11 protein-coding genes are annotated in these 17,510 nt (G+C 31.7%); 4 read left to right on the top strand and 7 right to left on the bottom strand.

The window, feature by feature from the left end:
* Positions 1-5: 5 nt before the first annotated feature.
* From argC to AB3G34_RS06690, 7 genes are all read right to left on the bottom strand, one after another.
* Entirely contained in the window at positions 6-983 is a 978-nt protein-coding gene (gene argC, locus AB3G34_RS06720) for an N-acetyl-gamma-glutamyl-phosphate reductase (RefSeq protein ID WP_369753869.1), read from the bottom strand.
* A 130-nt stretch (positions 984-1,113) separates the two neighbouring features.
* Positions 1,114-2,307 carry an argininosuccinate synthase gene (locus AB3G34_RS06715; RefSeq protein ID WP_367753280.1) on the bottom strand — a complete coding sequence of 398 codons (1,194 nt, stop codon included), beginning with the start codon at positions 2,305-2,307 and terminating at the stop codon, positions 1,114-1,116.
* A 69-nt stretch (positions 2,308-2,376) separates the two neighbouring features.
* Positions 2,377-2,994 carry a GNAT family N-acetyltransferase gene (locus AB3G34_RS06710; protein WP_369753868.1) on the bottom strand — a complete coding sequence of 206 codons (618 nt, stop codon included), beginning with the start codon at positions 2,992-2,994 and terminating at the stop codon, positions 2,377-2,379.
* Positions 2,995-3,452: 458 nt separating this feature from the next.
* Complete coding sequence (locus AB3G34_RS06705; RefSeq protein ID WP_369753867.1) at positions 3,453-4,637, bottom strand: hypothetical protein; 1,185 nt, start codon at positions 4,635-4,637, stop codon at positions 3,453-3,455.
* Between the two features lie 153 nt (positions 4,638-4,790).
* Positions 4,791-6,452: an MFS transporter gene (locus AB3G34_RS06700; RefSeq protein ID WP_367770118.1), complete on the bottom strand. Its 1,662-nt coding sequence runs from the start codon at positions 6,450-6,452 to the stop codon at positions 4,791-4,793.
* Positions 6,453-6,646: 194 nt separating this feature from the next.
* Positions 6,647-7,354 carry a LytR/AlgR family response regulator transcription factor gene (locus AB3G34_RS06695; RefSeq protein WP_367753272.1) on the bottom strand — a complete coding sequence of 236 codons (708 nt, stop codon included), beginning with the start codon at positions 7,352-7,354 and terminating at the stop codon, positions 6,647-6,649.
* A complete protein-coding gene (locus AB3G34_RS06690; RefSeq protein WP_367770112.1) occupies positions 7,344-8,177 on the bottom strand; it encodes a sensor histidine kinase in 834 nt (277 codons plus the stop codon). Before AB3G34_RS06690 ends, AB3G34_RS06695 begins: the two co-directional genes overlap by 11 nt.
* A gap of 492 nt (positions 8,178-8,669) precedes the next feature.
* On the opposite strand from AB3G34_RS06690, the gene AB3G34_RS06685 reads away from it, so the two are divergent.
* The 4 genes from AB3G34_RS06685 to AB3G34_RS06670 all read left to right on the top strand — a co-directional run bounded on the left by AB3G34_RS06685 (position 8,670) and on the right by AB3G34_RS06670 (position 17,388).
* The gene (locus AB3G34_RS06685) at positions 8,670-11,699 is read left to right on the top strand and encodes a SusC/RagA family TonB-linked outer membrane protein (protein WP_369753866.1); all 3,030 of its coding nucleotides are present in this window, start codon (positions 8,670-8,672) and stop codon (positions 11,697-11,699) included.
* A gap of 10 nt (positions 11,700-11,709) precedes the next feature.
* Positions 11,710-13,290 carry a RagB/SusD family nutrient uptake outer membrane protein gene (locus tag AB3G34_RS06680; RefSeq protein WP_367770107.1) on the top strand — a complete coding sequence of 527 codons (1,581 nt, stop codon included), beginning with the start codon at positions 11,710-11,712 and terminating at the stop codon, positions 13,288-13,290.
* A 103-nt stretch (positions 13,291-13,393) separates the two neighbouring features.
* Positions 13,394-15,331, top strand: coding sequence for a glucosamine-6-phosphate deaminase (gene nagB, locus AB3G34_RS06675; protein WP_369753865.1), 1,938 nt, complete (start codon positions 13,394-13,396; stop codon positions 15,329-15,331).
* A 29-nt stretch (positions 15,332-15,360) separates the two neighbouring features.
* Positions 15,361-17,388, top strand: a complete 2,028-nt coding sequence (locus tag AB3G34_RS06670) for a beta-N-acetylhexosaminidase (RefSeq protein ID WP_369753864.1) — start codon at positions 15,361-15,363, stop codon at positions 17,386-17,388.
* The last annotated feature ends 122 nt before the right edge of the window (positions 17,389-17,510 follow it).

Here is a 17,510-nt window from a genome sequence, read left to right as displayed (position 1 = left end):
CTTTTTTAGAATCCAGATGGTTTCAAATGCAATCCTGTAGTTTCTTCCAATCCAAACATTAAATTCATGTTTTGAACGGCTTGACCTGAGGCGCCTTTGAGTAAATTATCAATAACAGAGGTTATTAATATCCGGTTCCCTTTTTTCAATAAACTAATAATACATTTGTTTGTTTGTACTACTTGCTTCATGTTAATGTTAGTTGTAGTAACGGTTACAAACGGTTGGTCAACATAAAATGCTTCATATTTAGCAACTAAATCTTCTAAACTTTCCTCAGATTTTGTGTATAAAGTTGCAAAAATACCTCTTGGAAAATCACCTCTGTTTGGAACAAAAATTAATTCGTCACTGTAGGAAGCTTGCAATTGATTGATGCTTTGATTGATTTCGCCCAAATGTTGGTGCTCAAAAGCTTTGTAGTGTGAGAAATTGTTGTTTCTCCAACTAAAATGCGATGTAGGGGATAAACCAACACCAGCACCAGTACTACCCGTAGTAGCGTTGATGTGAACATCTTCGGTTAATAATCCGTCAGCGGCCAATGGCAATAAAGCCAGTTGGATAGCTGTTGCAAAACAACCAGGATTTGCGATATAATTAGCTTTTTGAATGTCTATTTTATTCAATTCAGGTAAACCGTAAACAAAAGATTTTCCTTCAAAATCTTTGTCTTTCGTTAAACGGAAATCATTTCCTAGATCGATGATTTTGGTTTTATCAGAGAATGTGTTGTTTTCTAAAAACGAAATTGATTTTCCGTGTCCTAAGCACAAGAAAAGAACATCAACATTAGGATTGATAGTGTCCGTAAAATTCATTTCGATATCGCCCATTAAATCTTGATGCGCTATAGAAAGTGGTTTTCCTGCGTTAGTTGTACTGTAAACAAAATCTAATTTTGTATTAGGGTGAAACATTAGAATTCTAATTAATTCTCCTGCTGTATATCCTGAACCACCTATTATTCCAATAGTAATCATAATCTATGTTTTTTTAGTAGAAAGTCAAATGTCTTAAAGTTTATAAAGTCAATTGCTTCATCACATGGGATTATTTTATAATACCAAGTAATTTCGACTTTATGACTTTTGACTTTCGACTGTTAAATTTTTACTCGTAAGTTTCATTGTTTACCGATGAAAATATGTTTTGAGCATTACCTAGAATTTTAATAAATCCTTTCGCATCGTCAGATGTCCAAGCATTGTTCATTTCCCCATATTGACCAAAACCAGTATTCATTAAATCATTAGCAGATTCTATTCCGTCCAATGAGAAATGGTATGGTTTTAATGAAACCGTAACTGTTCCGTTAACTGTTTTTTGAGTATCTTCAAGGAAAGCCTCGATGTTACGCATTACAGGATCAAGAAATTGACCTTCGTGAAATAACATTCCGTACCAGTTTCCTAGTTGCTCTTTCCAGTATTGCTGCCATTTTCCTAGAGTGTGTTTCTCTAATAAATGGTGTGCTTTAATTATAATCAGCGGAGCAGCTGCTTCAAAACCAACTCTTCCTTTTATTCCAATAATGGTATCGCCTACATGAGTATCTCTACCAATTGCGAAAGCGTTTGCTAATTTCTCTAAAACAACAATATTATTGGATGGCTTATCTGCTTTTCCATTTACGGCAACCAATTCCCCTTTTTTGAATTCTAGAGTTACTTTTTCTTCGCCTTCTTTTGTTAATTGAGAAGGGTAGGCTTCACTTGGTAAAGCTTGGTGTGAAGTAAGTGTTTCTTTACCACCAACACTAGTTCCCCAAAGTCCTTTGTTAATAGAGTATTGTGCTTTCTCCCAAGAATAGTGAACACCATTTTTTGATAAATAGTCTACTTCTTCTTGTCTTGATAATTTTAAATCACGAATAGGAGTGATGATTTCGATTTCAGGAGCGATGGTTTGAAAAATCAAGTCAAAACGAATTTGATCATTTCCTGCACCAGTACTTCCATGAGCGATAGCTTCTGCACCTACAGATTTCGCATATTTTATTGCTTCAATTGCTTGAAAAACTCTTTCGGCACTTACAGATAAAGGGTAGGTATTATTTTTAAGTACATTACCATAAATTAAATACTTTATAGCTTTATCGTAATATTTGTCTACAATAGTCAGGTTTGCGTGTTGTGCACTTCCTAATTCATATGCTCTTTCTTCAATTGCTGTTAATTCTTCATCATCAAATCCTCCTGTATTAATTAATACAGTGTGAACTTCATATCCTTTTTCGTTTTTTAAATATTTAAGACAATATGAAGTATCTAAACCTCCGCTATATGCTAATACTACTTTTTTCATTTTTGAGCTTTTATGGGCTAAATGTGTTAGTTTCATTTAGCTAATTTTATTTTTATTTTAATTTCCTTTTTAGTCTTCCAAAAAAAGGGCCTGCTTAATTTTTTTTAAACGGTTCCAAATCCGGATATTAAAAGGATGCTTTGGTGGGATCTTTTGTTTTTCTTTCGGGTCATAAAGCATTCCTGTACACAAACACATTTTATTGTCTTTGCTTTTTAGAATCTCATAATTCGTACAAGTTTGACAACCTTTCCAAAAACTTGGATCGGTAGTTAGTTCAGAAAAAGGCACGGGTTTGTATCCTAATTCTGAATTTATTTTCATAACGGCCAAACCTGTTGTGATTCCGAATACTTTAGCATTTGGATATTTCTTTAAAGAGTATTCAAAAACTTTAGATTTAATTTTTTTGGCTAAACCTAAATTTCTATAATCAGGGTGTACAATTAATCCAGAATGTGCAACATAGTTACTGTCTTGCCAACTTTCGATATAACAAAAGCCTGCAAATACACCATTGTCTAAAGCAATTACGGCATCCTTATTTTCCATCTTTTTTTGGATGTATTCAGGAGTACGTTTTGCAATTCCAGTTCCTCTCAATAAGGCAGATGATTCTATGGTATCGCATATAATTTGTGCGTACTTAAAATGTTCTTCCTGGGCTATAATAATAGAGATATTCATTTCAGAAGATGAATTTTTTGGTTAAAAAATAAGCTATAAATTAAATTTGAGAAGCAAAAGTTAAAGAATTTATATGTAAAAACAAAGTAATAAAGTATTGAATAACAATTAGATATAAATGTTATTGAATGTTGTTTTTTATTGTTTTTAGGATATGATAATCCAATGTTTAACAGTTGGGATTTCAAAACGGTAAAATGAAAAATGAATACTATATAACTAAACTTGTTTTGGCTACTATAAAGATAGTATCCGTACTTCGGGCGAAGTACTAGCTGGTTTTATCCGTGAGATAGATGTTATATGTAATCTTGTATAATTCATTGGTGCAAAAGTACACTTATTTTTGACATGTAATCTTTATTTTATATTTTCTAACAATTTTTTAGCAAAATGTTAGTAAAACTCGATATTTTAATATTTCATTGCTAAAATGTACTATTCAAATTGAAGATTATTTATTTTCTGAATTTATTTTGTGTAATTATAGCTTTTAGTTTTTCTTTCAAGTCTTCACCAGTATGATATACCATTTGTTCATTGGAAGGAAATGGTAATGGTCTTCGGTCAAAATAGTTATAGTAATCAATATCAGCAGCTCTTTTGTCTCCTTTGTAAGTTGCATATCTATTTTCAAATATAAACTCAGATGCAATTGGAAATGATTCTAATAATTGATTGGTTTTTAGATTTACATAATCAACTTTAGCGGTTATTTGACACGCTTTAAATTGATTGAATTCGTAAATTCTAATTTTGATTGCTTTAAAATTATCAACTTTTATTGGATTTCCAAGACTGTCTTTTACTATTTTTCCGTTTCTATCTACAACTGTTTTAAACCCGTCTTTTATCTGTTTTTCGTTGAAAAATTCTTTCTCTTTAATTTGCTCAGGGGAGATGTTAATTTCTCTAAAATTCATGATTAAGCCATAATTATAGTTAATTCCGTTCTGTTTATTGTTGTGATAAACGGTCCATTTGTCATTCATGCCATAAGTGCTAAAGTCTAACAGCTCATTTTGTAAAATAATTGGAATAACCATATTGGTTTCATTTCTCAAAAATACATGTACAAAATCAGTTCCTTTGAATTGGGCATCTTCTATTAATTTTAAAACATCCTTGAAATTGGGGTTTATTTGATTGAGGTAAACCAAATCGTCGTAAGCTTGTCGGAAATCTATTTTTGAATTAGACGCTAATAATTTTTTACTATTACCATATAAATATTGTGATAAAGCATTTTTACTTTCTACAATTTGTGTGTTGTAATTATCAAATGGAAATCGAGCATTTTTTCCTTGTGGTATAAATTTTAAGGGGAGTAATGGTTTTATTTTTTCTTGACGAATATTTAGTCCTATGTAGGTAGTATAAATTTTTTCTAAATTCGATGAGTTTGCATCTTGGTTCAACAAATTAAGAGTGTTTAAATCGCGTTCTTTTGCTTTTGCAAATGCCTCTTCAAGAATGTAAATATAGTCTTGCTTTCCTTTTTTGTCTTTATTGGACCTTAGATTAGAAATTGAATTATCAATAGCATCATCATAGTTTCCTGAAGTTAATAAATTGCGAGTTTGCTTAACGCCACAAGCCGAAAAAATAATTATAAATGCAAGGAGGAGTAAAGATTTTCTCATAAGGAATAGTTTAAACAAATGTATTTATTTGATTATCTAAAATCAATTTTAATGCCAAAAAAAACCACCAAAATTAAATTTTGATGGTTCTATTATTTTGAATTAAAAATTGAAACGCTATTATATTAAAATAGTTTTTTCTTGAAAAAGGAATTAGTGCGCTCCACCAACTTCAATGTCATGTCCAATACCTTGTTTTTCTAATATAGCAATTACTTTCCAACCGTAGAATGCAATGAAAGCAAAACATAAAACGGGAATGAAATAAGAGGCATGGATACCAATAATATCAGCTAACTTTCCTTGTAATGGAGGGATGATACCACCACCTAAAATCATCATTACTAAGAATGAAGAACCTTGAGAAGTGTATTTTCCTAATCCAGCAATAGCAAGAGAGAATATAGAAGGCCACATGATACTTAAAAACAAACCACCACTCATAAAAGCAAAAATAGCAATTGTACCAGTAGTTGATAATCCAATTAACATTGCTATCATACCCATTAAACCAAAAATCATTAATGTTCTTGAAGGTTGATCTTTTCCTAAAAAGAAACCTACAATTTGAAATGCAATTACAAATGCATAAGCATACAATGGCGTAACATCTTGTCCAGAAATTGCATTTGCTGCTAAAACTACTCCAAAAGCAACATAAGGAATAACGATTAACAATATTTTTTTAAGTTGATTTGAAGGGTTGAAAACTGAAATTGCTCCAGCCCAACGTCCAATCATTAAACTTCCCCAGTACATTGACATATATGGTGCTAATGAAGGACCTGTAATCGAACCAAAATCAGCAGTTTTTAATAATTCACCAAGATTACTACCGATCGTTACTTCTACACCTACATAAGTGAAAAGAGCTAGCATCCCTAAAACTAATTGAGGGTATTTCATTGCTCCCCATCCTTCTGATTTTTTTTGTGCCGTAACGTTTGCAAATAATAGTCCAAATACAACAATTACTAATGTAGAAACAGTTAAACCTAAACCTAAATAATCTTTTTCTTTATTCTCAATAAAACGAGTGATAAATTCAGGATCTTCGTAACGAGAGAAGATATAGGCGAATACAACAATCAAAATTAGTGTAATACCAATTAAAGTTTTCATTGCTTTACTAGCTGGTTCAAAAGTAGAATCACTTTTTCCATCAGGTAATTTTTTTGAGAAAAAGAATAAAGCTGCAGCCAATAAAAATAGACCACCAACAAATACATATAAAATTCTCATAGAATCCAAAGAATTAGCTTTTTGTGCAAATTCTTCAATATCTACTCCAGATATCACACCAAACAAAGCGATAGAAACAACTATCGGTCCTATTGTAGTTCCAAAGGAATTGACTCCTCCAGCAAGATTCAATCTACTGGATGCAGTATGTGCTTCTCCAAGTGAAGCAGCAAATGGTTGTGCTGATGTTTGTTGTAATGAGAAACCCAAAGCAACTATAAATAAAGCTCCAAGAATAAACAAATAACTTCCTTCCGTTACTGCTAATATCATCAATGCAGCTCCAAAAGTACTTACAAGTAAACCATAAATAATTCCTTTTTTGAACCCCCAAGCGTTTAAGATATCTTTTTTTGATATGCTACTAAATATAAAAAGTAAAATTGCACCTATGTAATAAGCACCATAAAAAGCAAAATCAATAAGTTGACTTTGAAATTGATCTAAGCCAAATTTGGCTTTACAAAAAGGGATGAAAACACCATTAGATGCGCCAATAAATCCCCAAAAGAAAAACACTGTAATAAGTGTATAAAGCGCGGAATTATTAGACTTTGTTTGTTCTGTATTCATAATTGTTCAAGAATTAGTTTTTTATGGTTAATTAATTTTTAGTTTTCAAGAGCGTAAATATATTTGTTAAGCAAATTAAAAAAAAACAATTTTGTATAAATATTATTTAAATTGTGTAATAATCACTTTTTATTAAAAAAAGATGATTATTTTTCAAGGAAAAGCAAGTTTTTTTAATAACCTACCTATTGTATTTATTCCAAAATTCTACTCTTAACTTCTTTATTGTAATTTCTTCCTATTGGTAAAGTGAAAGAATGAATTTGTATTCTATTCCCTTCAATAAATTTTATTTTGTTGAGAGCAATCGTGTACGATTTATGGATTCTTACAAACTGGTCGATAGGTAATTCTTCGGTTAATGACGTTAATGATTTATGAGTAATATAAGTCTTGTCAAGGGAAACGATCTTGATGTATTCTTTCATTCCTTCTATAAATAAAATTTCATCAATAATTAGTTTCACCATTTTTTTATCCACTTTAATAAATAAATGTGGCTCTACACGAAAGGGCTCAATTTTTATATTGTTTTTTAAGTTAATTTCGGTCGAAATTTTATTAATACACTTAATAAATCGAGTTATAGGTAATGGTTTTATCAAATAATCTAATACATCTAAGTCGTAACTTTCGGCGGCAAATTCTCGATATGCAGTTGTAATGATTATTTTAGGTTTGGGTTCCTTTTTTATTAACCTTATTAATTCAAAACCTGTCATAATAGGCATTTGGATGTCTAAAAAAACAACATCAAGAGCAGTCGTATTTATAAAATTTAATGCTTCTAACGTATTTGTGAAGGTTGCAACTATTTCAAAATCGGGAAAGTTTTTAAAATAATTCTGCAATACCTTTATCGCAAATGGTTCGTCATCAACTATAACACATTTAATCTTCATTATTGATAGGTATTTGTAAACTTATTATATAATAATTAAACTTTATTTTATGGTCTAAAGTATATTTATTCTTGAAAATTAATTCCAATCGCTTTTTAGTATTTTTTAAGCCAATGCCTATTTTGGGATTAAAGTTTTGTGAAAGTACAAAATTATTTAGGATTTCAAAACGCAATATTGATCCATTAATAATTTTACAATTGACTTTTATTTTAAGGTTTTGATTGTTAATGCCTCCATGCTTAAAAGCATTTTCAAGAAGTGTAATTAATAATAATGGGGGCACCATAACATCATCAATATTAGATTCGATATTAATAGATACTTCAATTTTTTCAAATCGAAGTTTTTCAATTTCAATATAATTTTGAATATAATTAATTTCTTTAATTAATGGAACAACTGTGTTTTCTTCAATATCATATAAAACATATTCCATCAACTGGGAAAGCTTAATAATTACATCTGGCACTTTATCTGATGACTCAAGAGATAAAGCGTAGAGATTATTTAAAGTATTAAAAAAAAAATGGGGTTGAATCTGGTTCTTTAAATATTTCAATTTTATTTTAAATTGCTCTTCTATCAAAGTTTTGTTTCTATCTCTTTCTTTCAACCAAGTTAAAGTGAGGTAAACTGAAGACGCCATTGCTAGAACATATAATTCACCAATACATACTGCTATTATATGGTTTATTTCAAATGGTTTGTATTCTCTATTTGCTTCTGGCCAAATATTTTCGGAAATAATATAATAGGTAAGTCCCGTTTTTAATAAATAGACCATGGTAAGACTGAATAGTAAAGCTATGGTATATTTCATGTACTTCGATTTGACTACATATTTTGGTATTAGTACAAATAAATTAAAATATACTAATGGAATATGAAGTGCAAATTCAATAATATTTGATTTAAAAGAGTACTCATAATCATTAAAATAAGCACCCCAACGCAAAAAATTTAATAAAAAGTATATACCCCAAAACCATAAGTGGTTTTTCAGTTTTATATCGAATTTTAGTTCTTTTAATTCACTCACTTAGTTCATCTTTAATTTAAATACAGAAAGTCCAGATTAATAACAAAAGTACAACTTTAGTCATTTTTTTTAATATAAATCAGTTTTTGTTACATAAAAATATGTTTTTTAATGAAATCCTTATTGAAAAATCATTTATGGTGTTTTACTAAAAAACCTGTTATAGACAAAATAATGTCGTTGGTTTAAAATAATGTACTGTTGGTTTAATTTTTTTTTTTGAGAATGTTCTTACTGATACATTTACGAAATAACTAACATAAACTTTTAATTATGAAACAAATTATTTTAATCTTTATGATGGTTTTTACTGCACAAGTTACGCTTGCACAGTCTAAAATCATCAAAGGTTCAGTTGCTGATGCATCTGGGATGCCGTTACCAGGGGCTTCCATTGTTGTAAAAGGCGAGTCCAAAGGAAGTGTTACCGATTTAGATGGTAATTTTTCTATTGAAGCTCAAAAAGGGAAAACTTTAGTAGTTTCCTATTTAGGATTTGAAACACAAAATATTGCTATTGGTGACTCTAGTACTATTACTGTTCAATTGAAAGATGCTTCTTCTAACGCACTTAATGAAGTGGTTGTAACTTCATTGGGTATTAAGAAAACGAGAAAGTCATTAACCTATTCTGCTCAAGAGTTAAAAGGAGAAGAATTAACTAGAGTAAAAGATGCTAACATTATTAACACGATTGCTGGTAAAATATCAGGAGTTGCGGTAACTAAAAGTGCTGGAGGAACTGGTGGATCTACTAAAGTTGTAATTCGTGGAAATTCATCAGTGAGTAACAATCAACCGTTATATGTTATCGATGGTATTCCATTGTTTAATGGAACTTCAGGTCAACCAAATAATGCTTTTGGTGATACTGCAGGTGGAAACCGTGACGGAGGAGATGTTGTTTCTCTTATTAATCCAGACGATTACGAAGGGATGACAGTACTTAAAGGGGCAGCTGCTTCTGTATTGTATGGAAGTCAAGGTGCAAATGGAGTTATTTTACTTTCTACAAAAAAAGTTAAAGAAGGAAAATCAAATTTTAAAGTTTCCTCTGTTACCACTTTTGAAAGTGCTGCTTATTTACCGAAATTTCAAAATGATTATGTAGCAGTTGAAGGCGGTGAAGAAACCTGGGGAGCAAAAGGAGCTTCAAATGACCATGTGAAAGGTTTTTTTGATACAGGAAGTACTCAAATTACTTCAATGGCTTTTTCTTCTGCGACTGAAGCATCATCAACAAGTTTATCGTATGCTAACACAAGTGCTGCAGGAATAATTCCAGGAAACAATTTGAAAAAAAATAATTTTGGAATCCGTCAGACAGCTAAATTTTTCAATGATAAATTAAATGTTGCCGCAAATGCTAATTATACAACTCAAACAATCATTAATAAGCCAGTTAACGGACTTTACTTTAATCCTTTGACAGGTGTTTATTTAATGCCTAGAGGAAATGATTTCAATGAATATAAAAACAATTTTGAAGTTTATGATCCCACAAGAAATCTAATGGCACAAAACTGGATGACGGATAGAGATATACTTCAAAATCCGTACTGGGGAATTAATAGAAATAAGTCTGAGGATACGAATCAGTTTTTTAATGGTTCTATTGCTTTGGATTATAAAGTGAATAATTGGTTATCACTTGCTTCAAGATACAGTTATAACCGTTCCGAAAGTGGTTTTGATAAAAAGATATATGCTACAACACAGGGTACATTGTCACATGCAAATGGGAGGTATATCAACGTAAATACATTAAGTACACAACGATATGCTGACTTTATTGCTACAATCAATACAGATTTGAATACAGATATTAGTTTTAACGCAAATGTTGGTACAAGTATAACTAATACAATAGGGAATCAAAGAACTACTTTAGATTCTGGTATTGGTGGAGGATTACAAATTGCAAACTGGTTTACATTAGGGAATTTTGTTAATAATGCGGGTAATCTACAAACATTAGATGCTGCCAAAGAAGTGCAATCAGTTTTTGCGGCAACTACTTTTGGTTACAAAGACATGTTATTTTTAGATTTAGCTGCAAGAAACGATTGGTCTTCTACATTAGTAAATACCAATAATTCAGGATTCTTTTATCCTTCAGTGGGTGTTACTGGAATTATTAGTGAAATGACAACTTTGCCAGAATTTATTAACTACGGAAAAGTTAGAGCTACCTATGCACAAGTAGGAAATGATATATTTTCATTTGTTACTTCGCCAACCTATGGATATACTGCTGAGGGTAATAAACCGCCAGTAGTTGCGCCAAGACCAGGAGGTTCATTGCAACCAGAATTAAAATCAGAAATAGAGATAGGTACAGAATGGAGAATGTTTGATAATAGATTGGGTTTCGAGTTTTCTTATTATAACTCAGAGACTAAACATCAATACTTACAAATACTTGCACCACCTACAAATCCTTTGGGAGTAAAATACTATGGTATTAACGCTGGAAGTATCAAAAATCAAGGTTTTGAAGCCGTTGTAACTGGAAAAATAATTAAATCAGATAAATTCTCTTGGGATACTGCTTTGAACTATTCCATTAATAAAAACACAGTTAAGGAGATCCCAACTGAACTAGGAGGGAAAGTAATCTTGACCGAAGCAGGTGTTAACAATTACAGATATGTATTGGAACAAGGAAAACCGTTTGGGGTTATTGAAGGAGTAAACATTAAAAGAGATGAACAAGGAAGAGTGTTATTGAATTCAGATGGAACAATTCAAAAAACGGGTTTTGAAGAAGTAGGAAATTCCAATCCTGACTTTATGTTAGGTTTTTCAAACTCTTTTAAATTTGGTTCTTTCTTTGCAAACGTTTTAATCGACGCAAGATTTGGTGGTGATGTAATGAGTTTAACAGAGGCTATAAATGATGAGTTTGGTGTTTCTAAAATAACAGGTGACGCGAGAAATGCTGGCGGAGTTACAATCAATGCAGTTTATCCTGATGGAACAGCGTATGCGGGAAAATACCCAACAGAGAGTTATTATAAACAAACTGGAGGTAGAGCAGGTGCTACTGGTGAATATGTATATAGTGCTACCAATGTAAGTTTAAGAGAAGTTTCAATAGGATATACATTTAATACCAATAAGCTACCTTTTTTACAAGCTGCAAGTTTATCGCTAATAGCAAGAAATTTGGGATTTATCTATAAAGACGCTCCTTTTGACCCAAATATTTCATTAAGTACTGGTGAGGGTTTACAAGGTATTGATGTTTATGGAATGCCATCTACAAGAAGTATTGGTCTTAATTTAAATGTAACTTTCTAATTAAAAAATCATGAAATTAAATACTATAAAAAAAGCAGCTATTTGCGCTACTTTACTCGCAGCAGTAAGTTGTACAGATAATTTTGAAGAAATAAATACAAATCCAAACGGTATTACCCAACAATTACTAGAGCAAGATTTTAATCATATTAAAGGTTCTTTTAGCCCTATGTTTAATAATATCTTAGTTCTTACTCCAGAGTGGAAATACCAAGTGCAACAAGGTTTGCAGGGAGATATTTGGTCAGGATATATGGCAACACCTACCGGTTTTGCAGGAGGGTCAAATAATACTACATATGATTTAGTAGACGGTTGGAATGGTTTCTCCTGGGGGGCTGCATACAGTGATGTTATGTACAATGCCTATTCAGTAGAACAGAAAGCAAAAGGCAAATACGATCAATTTTATGCATTGTCTTTGATTTTGAAAGTGGAAGGGATGCATAGAGTAACAGATACTTATGGACCAATTGTATATTCAAAATTTGGAACTACTGACCCAGTTATTGAATATGATTCTCAAGAAGAGGTTTATAATTTAATGTTTAAAGAATTGGATTTTGCAGTATCTGATTTAACAACAAGAGTAGATGCAAATGAAGTTTCTACATTTGTCACTACAGATTTGTCGGGTTACAAAGGAGATTATAAAAAATGGGTTGTATTTGCTAATTCATTGCGATTAAGATTGGCGATGCGAATTGTAAAAGTAAATCCGACATTAGCCAAAACTGAAGCAGAAAAAGCAATTTCGCAAAAATTTGGTGTAATGACAACTAATGATGATTTATTCAAAGTGGTATCGCCAGTTTATAATAATCCAATTGCTACAATAAGCAATGCTTGGGGTGACATTCGTATGTCAGCTGATATGGAGTCCATTATGGGCGGTTATGCTGATCCTAGGTTAGCCGTTTTCTTTAAAACAGCAGTACAATTCCCAGGACAATACAAAGGAGTTCGCACAGGAATTGAAATTGCAGCCAAAGCGGATCATGTTGATTTTTCAGGTATTGGACCAATTGTAAATTCAAAAGAAATTGTTTTAATGACAACAGCCGAGGTTTATTTTTTAAGAGCTGAAGGGGCACTAAGAGGTTGGAATATGGCTGGTGACGCACAAGGTTTATATGAATCAGGTATATCAAGTTCGTTTAGTCAGCTGGGAGCTTCTGGTGCAGCGGCTTATATTGCTGATAACATAAAAACAGCTAAGGCTTATGTGGATCCCAATTTTCCCGTAAATAATGGAGCTGCTTTAAACAATGTTACAGTTGCTTGGAATGCTGCTGGAACCAATGAAGTTAAATTGCAAAAAATTATTACACAAAAATGGATTGCAGGTTTTCCTGAAGGGCAAGAAGCTTGGTCAGACTATAGAAGAACTGGATATCCAAAATTATTGCCCGTACTTAAAAACACAAGTGGTGGTAAAATTGATACTAATCTTGGAGTACGAAGGTTAAATTTTGTTCAAGCTGAAAAAGACGGTAATGCAGGTGGAGTAGCTACAGGAGTTGCCAAACTTGGAGGACTTGACAATGGTGGAACAAGACTTTGGTGGGATAAAGTAGGAGGAAACTTCTAGAAAAAAAAAGATTAAATTTAAAAGGTATAAGTATTTGATTTGCTTATACCTTTTTATAAAATTCATATCTTTATAAATTTAAGTTAGATAAAATAGTATAAAAATGAAAAGTGCTTTAGAAATGAAACCTGATATTAGTTACAAAAGTGTAGGTAAGTTTGAAGAAACCAGATTTGAAAAAATTCATAATGAAATTTTTAAAAACTCTGCAGAAGCTTCTGTAGTTGTTGCACAAGAAATTGCGCAATTAATTAGATTCAAACAAGAAAAAAATGAAATTTGTGTTCTTGGTTTAGCAACAGGATCTTCTCCAATAAAAGTATATGACGAGTTGGTACGAATGCATAAAGAAGAAGACCTTAGCTTTTTTAATGTTGTTACTTTCAATTTGGATGAATATTATCCAATGAAAAAAGAAAACAATCAGAGTTATCATTATTTTATGCATCAACATCTTTTTGATCATATAGATATCAAACCAGAGAATATTAATATTCCTGATGGAACAGTTGCTATAAATGAATTAAATCAATATTGTATTGATTATGAAATGAACATCAAAAATGCTGGAGGTTTAGATTTTCAATTATTGGGAATTGGACGTACTGGACATGTAGGGTTTAATGAACCTGGTTCACATATTAATTCAGGTACAAGGATAATTACATTGGACCATATTACTAAGGTTGATGCATCATCTGATTTTAATGGTATTGATAATGTTCCTAAAAGAGCTATTACCATGGGAGTTTCTACAATTCTTAGGTCAAAACGAATTGTATTAATGGCATGGGGTCAAAATAAAGCGGACATTATAAAACGTACTATTCAAGGCGATATAAGTTCTGAAATTCCAGCTACTTTTTTGCAACATCATACTAATGCCACTTTTGTATTAGATCAATCGGCAGCATCAGAATTAACTCGTTTCAAAACACCATGGTTGGTTGGAGAGTGTATTTGGACTCAAGAATTGCAAAGCAAAGCTATTGTATGGTTGTGTCAAAAAACAAAACAGTCGATACTTAAATTAACAGATAGAGATTATAATAACAATGGGATGTCAGATCTTTTGGCATTGGAGGGTTCTGCTTATGATTTGAATATAAATATGTTCAATATTTTGCAGCACACTATAACAGGGTGGCCAGGTGGAAAACCAAATACGGATGATACCAATAGACCAGAACGTGCTAATCCAGCACAAAAAAGGGTAATCCTTTTTAGCCCACATCCAGATGATGACGTAATTTCTATGGGAGGAACATTTTCTAAATTGATAAAACAAGGACATGATGTTCATGTTGTATATCAAACTTCGGGAAACATTGCAGTTACGGATGATGAAGCATTGAAATTTGCTGAGGTATGTAATGATTTTGTTGGAGTAGAGGAATCAAAAATTAATTTTAAATCAATTATTAATTTTATAAATAATAAAAAAGAAAATCAAGCCGATTCTTTAGAAGTTCGAAAATTAAAAGGACTAATTAGAAGACGTGAATCTTATGCAGCTACAAGATATATTGGTTTAAAAGATGAAAACACTCATTTCCTAGATATGCCATTTTATGAAACGGGTCATATAAAGAAAAAGCCATTGGGAGCTGAAGATGTTGCAATTGTAAAAAATAGTATTGCAACAATTAAACCACATCAAGTGTTCGCAGCGGGAGATTTAGCTGATCCACATGGAACACATGAAGTATGTTTGAATGCTATTTTTGCAGCGATGGGAGAATTAAAACCAGAGCCCTACATGAAAGATTGTTGGTTGTGGTTGTATAGAGGCGCTTGGCACGAATGGGATATTCATGAAATTGATATGGCGGTACCATTGAGCCCAGATGAAGTGATGTTAAAAAGACATGCTATTTTATTCCACCAGTCACAAAAGGATCGCGTTATGTTTCAAGGAAATGATTCCAGAGAGTTTTGGGTTAGAGCTGAAGACCGAAATAAAAATACAGCAAAATTGTATGATGATTTAGGTCTTGCTGAATATGAAGCTATTGAAGCGTTTAAACGTTTCGATTATTAATTAATTGTTCCATTTTATTATTAAAATTTATGAAGTACATTTTGTTTTTATTACTATCTGTTTTTATTTCCAGTGCTCAAATTAAAAAAGAGCAATTAGATTTAATGCCGTGGCCTCAAAACATAGATTTAAACACAGGAACTTTTGCTTTAAGCAAAAACTTTAAAGTGAACATTACTGGGAATCCAAATCCTCGAATTTTTATTGGGGCAACCCGATTTTTGCGACGATTAGACGGAAGAACTGGTTTATTCTTTGAACAAGATTTTTTGACTAAAATCAATGAGGTTCCCGAAGCACAATTACAAATCAATTGTACTCGATCTGGAAAAATAGAAATAAATGAGAATGAAAGTTACCAACTTTTGATAGATTCAAATAAAATAGTAATCAATGCCGAAACTGATCTAGGGGCTTTACATGGTTTAGAAACCCTATTGCAATTGCTTCAAAATGATGGAACAGCATTTTATTTTCCATCAGTAAATATTACAGATTCGCCGCGTTTTACATGGCGAGGTTTAATGATTGATGCAGCAAGGCATTTTCAACCAGTTGATGTTATTAAAAGAAATTTAGATGCCATGGCTGCTATGAAAATGAATGTTTTTCATTGGCATTTAGTAGATGATCAAGGATGGAGAATTGAAATGAAAAACTTCCCCAAGTTGCATGAATTAGCTTCTGATGGAAATTATTATACACAAGAAGAAATTAAAGGGATTGTAAAATATGCTGATGATAGAGGAATATTGATTATTCCTGAAATTGATGTTCCAGGACACGCATCGGCCATTTTATCTGTTTTTCCAGAAATAGGAAGTAAAATTGATAACGGAGTTGGATCATATGCTGTAGAAAGGAGATCAGGTATTTTTAATGCTGCATTAGACCCTACGAATCCTAAGACATATGAAGTATTAAGTGCCATTTTTGATGCCGTTTGCCCTTTATTTCCCTCTAACTATTTCCATATAGGTGGCGATGAGAACAATGGAAAAGAATGGAATGCTAATCCTAAAATACAAGAGTTTAAGAAAAAACACAATCTGGCTAATAATCATGATTTGCAAACATATTTTAATATGCAGTTGGTTCCAATGTTGAAAAAACATGGGAAAAATGTGATGGGTTGGGAAGAAATAATGACCAAAGACATGACCAAAGACGCCATTATTCATGCATGGAGAGGAACTAATGAAGGTTTAGCTTCTGGGGGTTCCCTAATTGCAGCGGCAAAAAATGGCTACAAAACAGTTTTGTCAAACGGATATTATATTGATTTAATGCTCAGCCTTGAAAGTCATTATAAAAACGACCCAATTTCTAAAACAGTTTTATTAACTCCAGAAGAAAAAGCTATGATATTAGGTGGAGAAGCTGCAATGTGGAGTGAACTTGTAACTCCCTTAAATATTGATTCCAGAATTTGGCCAAGAACTGCTGCAATTGCTGAACGTTTATGGTCGGATGAAAGTGTGACTGATATGGTTAGCTTACGCAAAAGATTAAAAACCGTTTCTTTTAGACTAGAGGAATTGGGAATTACTCACATTAGAAACAAAGAAGTGATATTAAGAAATATTAGCAATAACCAAAATACTATAGCTTTAAATGACTTTACTAATGTATGCGAGCCACTTAAAAACTATACACGAAATGGTGGTGGAAAAAAATACTTTATGTTTTCTCCTCTAAGTTTATTTGCCGATGCTTGCTCTTCAGATGCATCAGATGCTATTGATTTTGATACCGCAGTAAATAAATATTTGAAAGATAAAAACATTGAAAATCAAAAAGAAGTTACTCATTTTTTTGAAAAATGGATCACTATGAATACTGATTTAGTACGGTTAAGTACAAATGCACCGCTTATTCAACCCTTATTGCCATTGTCTAAAAGTTTAAGTGACATATCAAAACAGTTTTTATTGCGTTTCGATAATCAACAAACTCTTAATCCAATTGTTTTGAATGTTTTATTGGAAGAATGCAATTCTAAAAAACAAGCTGATGTTGAATTAGCAGTTTATAGTAGTTTAAAAAAATTATTATAAGTAAATATTAGTTTCTTTTAATTTGGTTATGGTTTAGTTTAAAGAGATTATATTGTAATCCTGGCAATTTTTTGTCAGGATTTTTTTTTGATAAATACGATTCATTTTTGTTTAATTCAATT

The organism is Flavobacterium sp. WC2409 (assembly GCF_041200085.1).
GTDB lineage: Bacteria > Bacteroidota > Bacteroidia > Flavobacteriales > Flavobacteriaceae > Flavobacterium.
The sequence above is the reverse complement of the archived record's forward strand: the minus strand, read 5'-3'. Positions and strand labels throughout refer to the sequence as shown.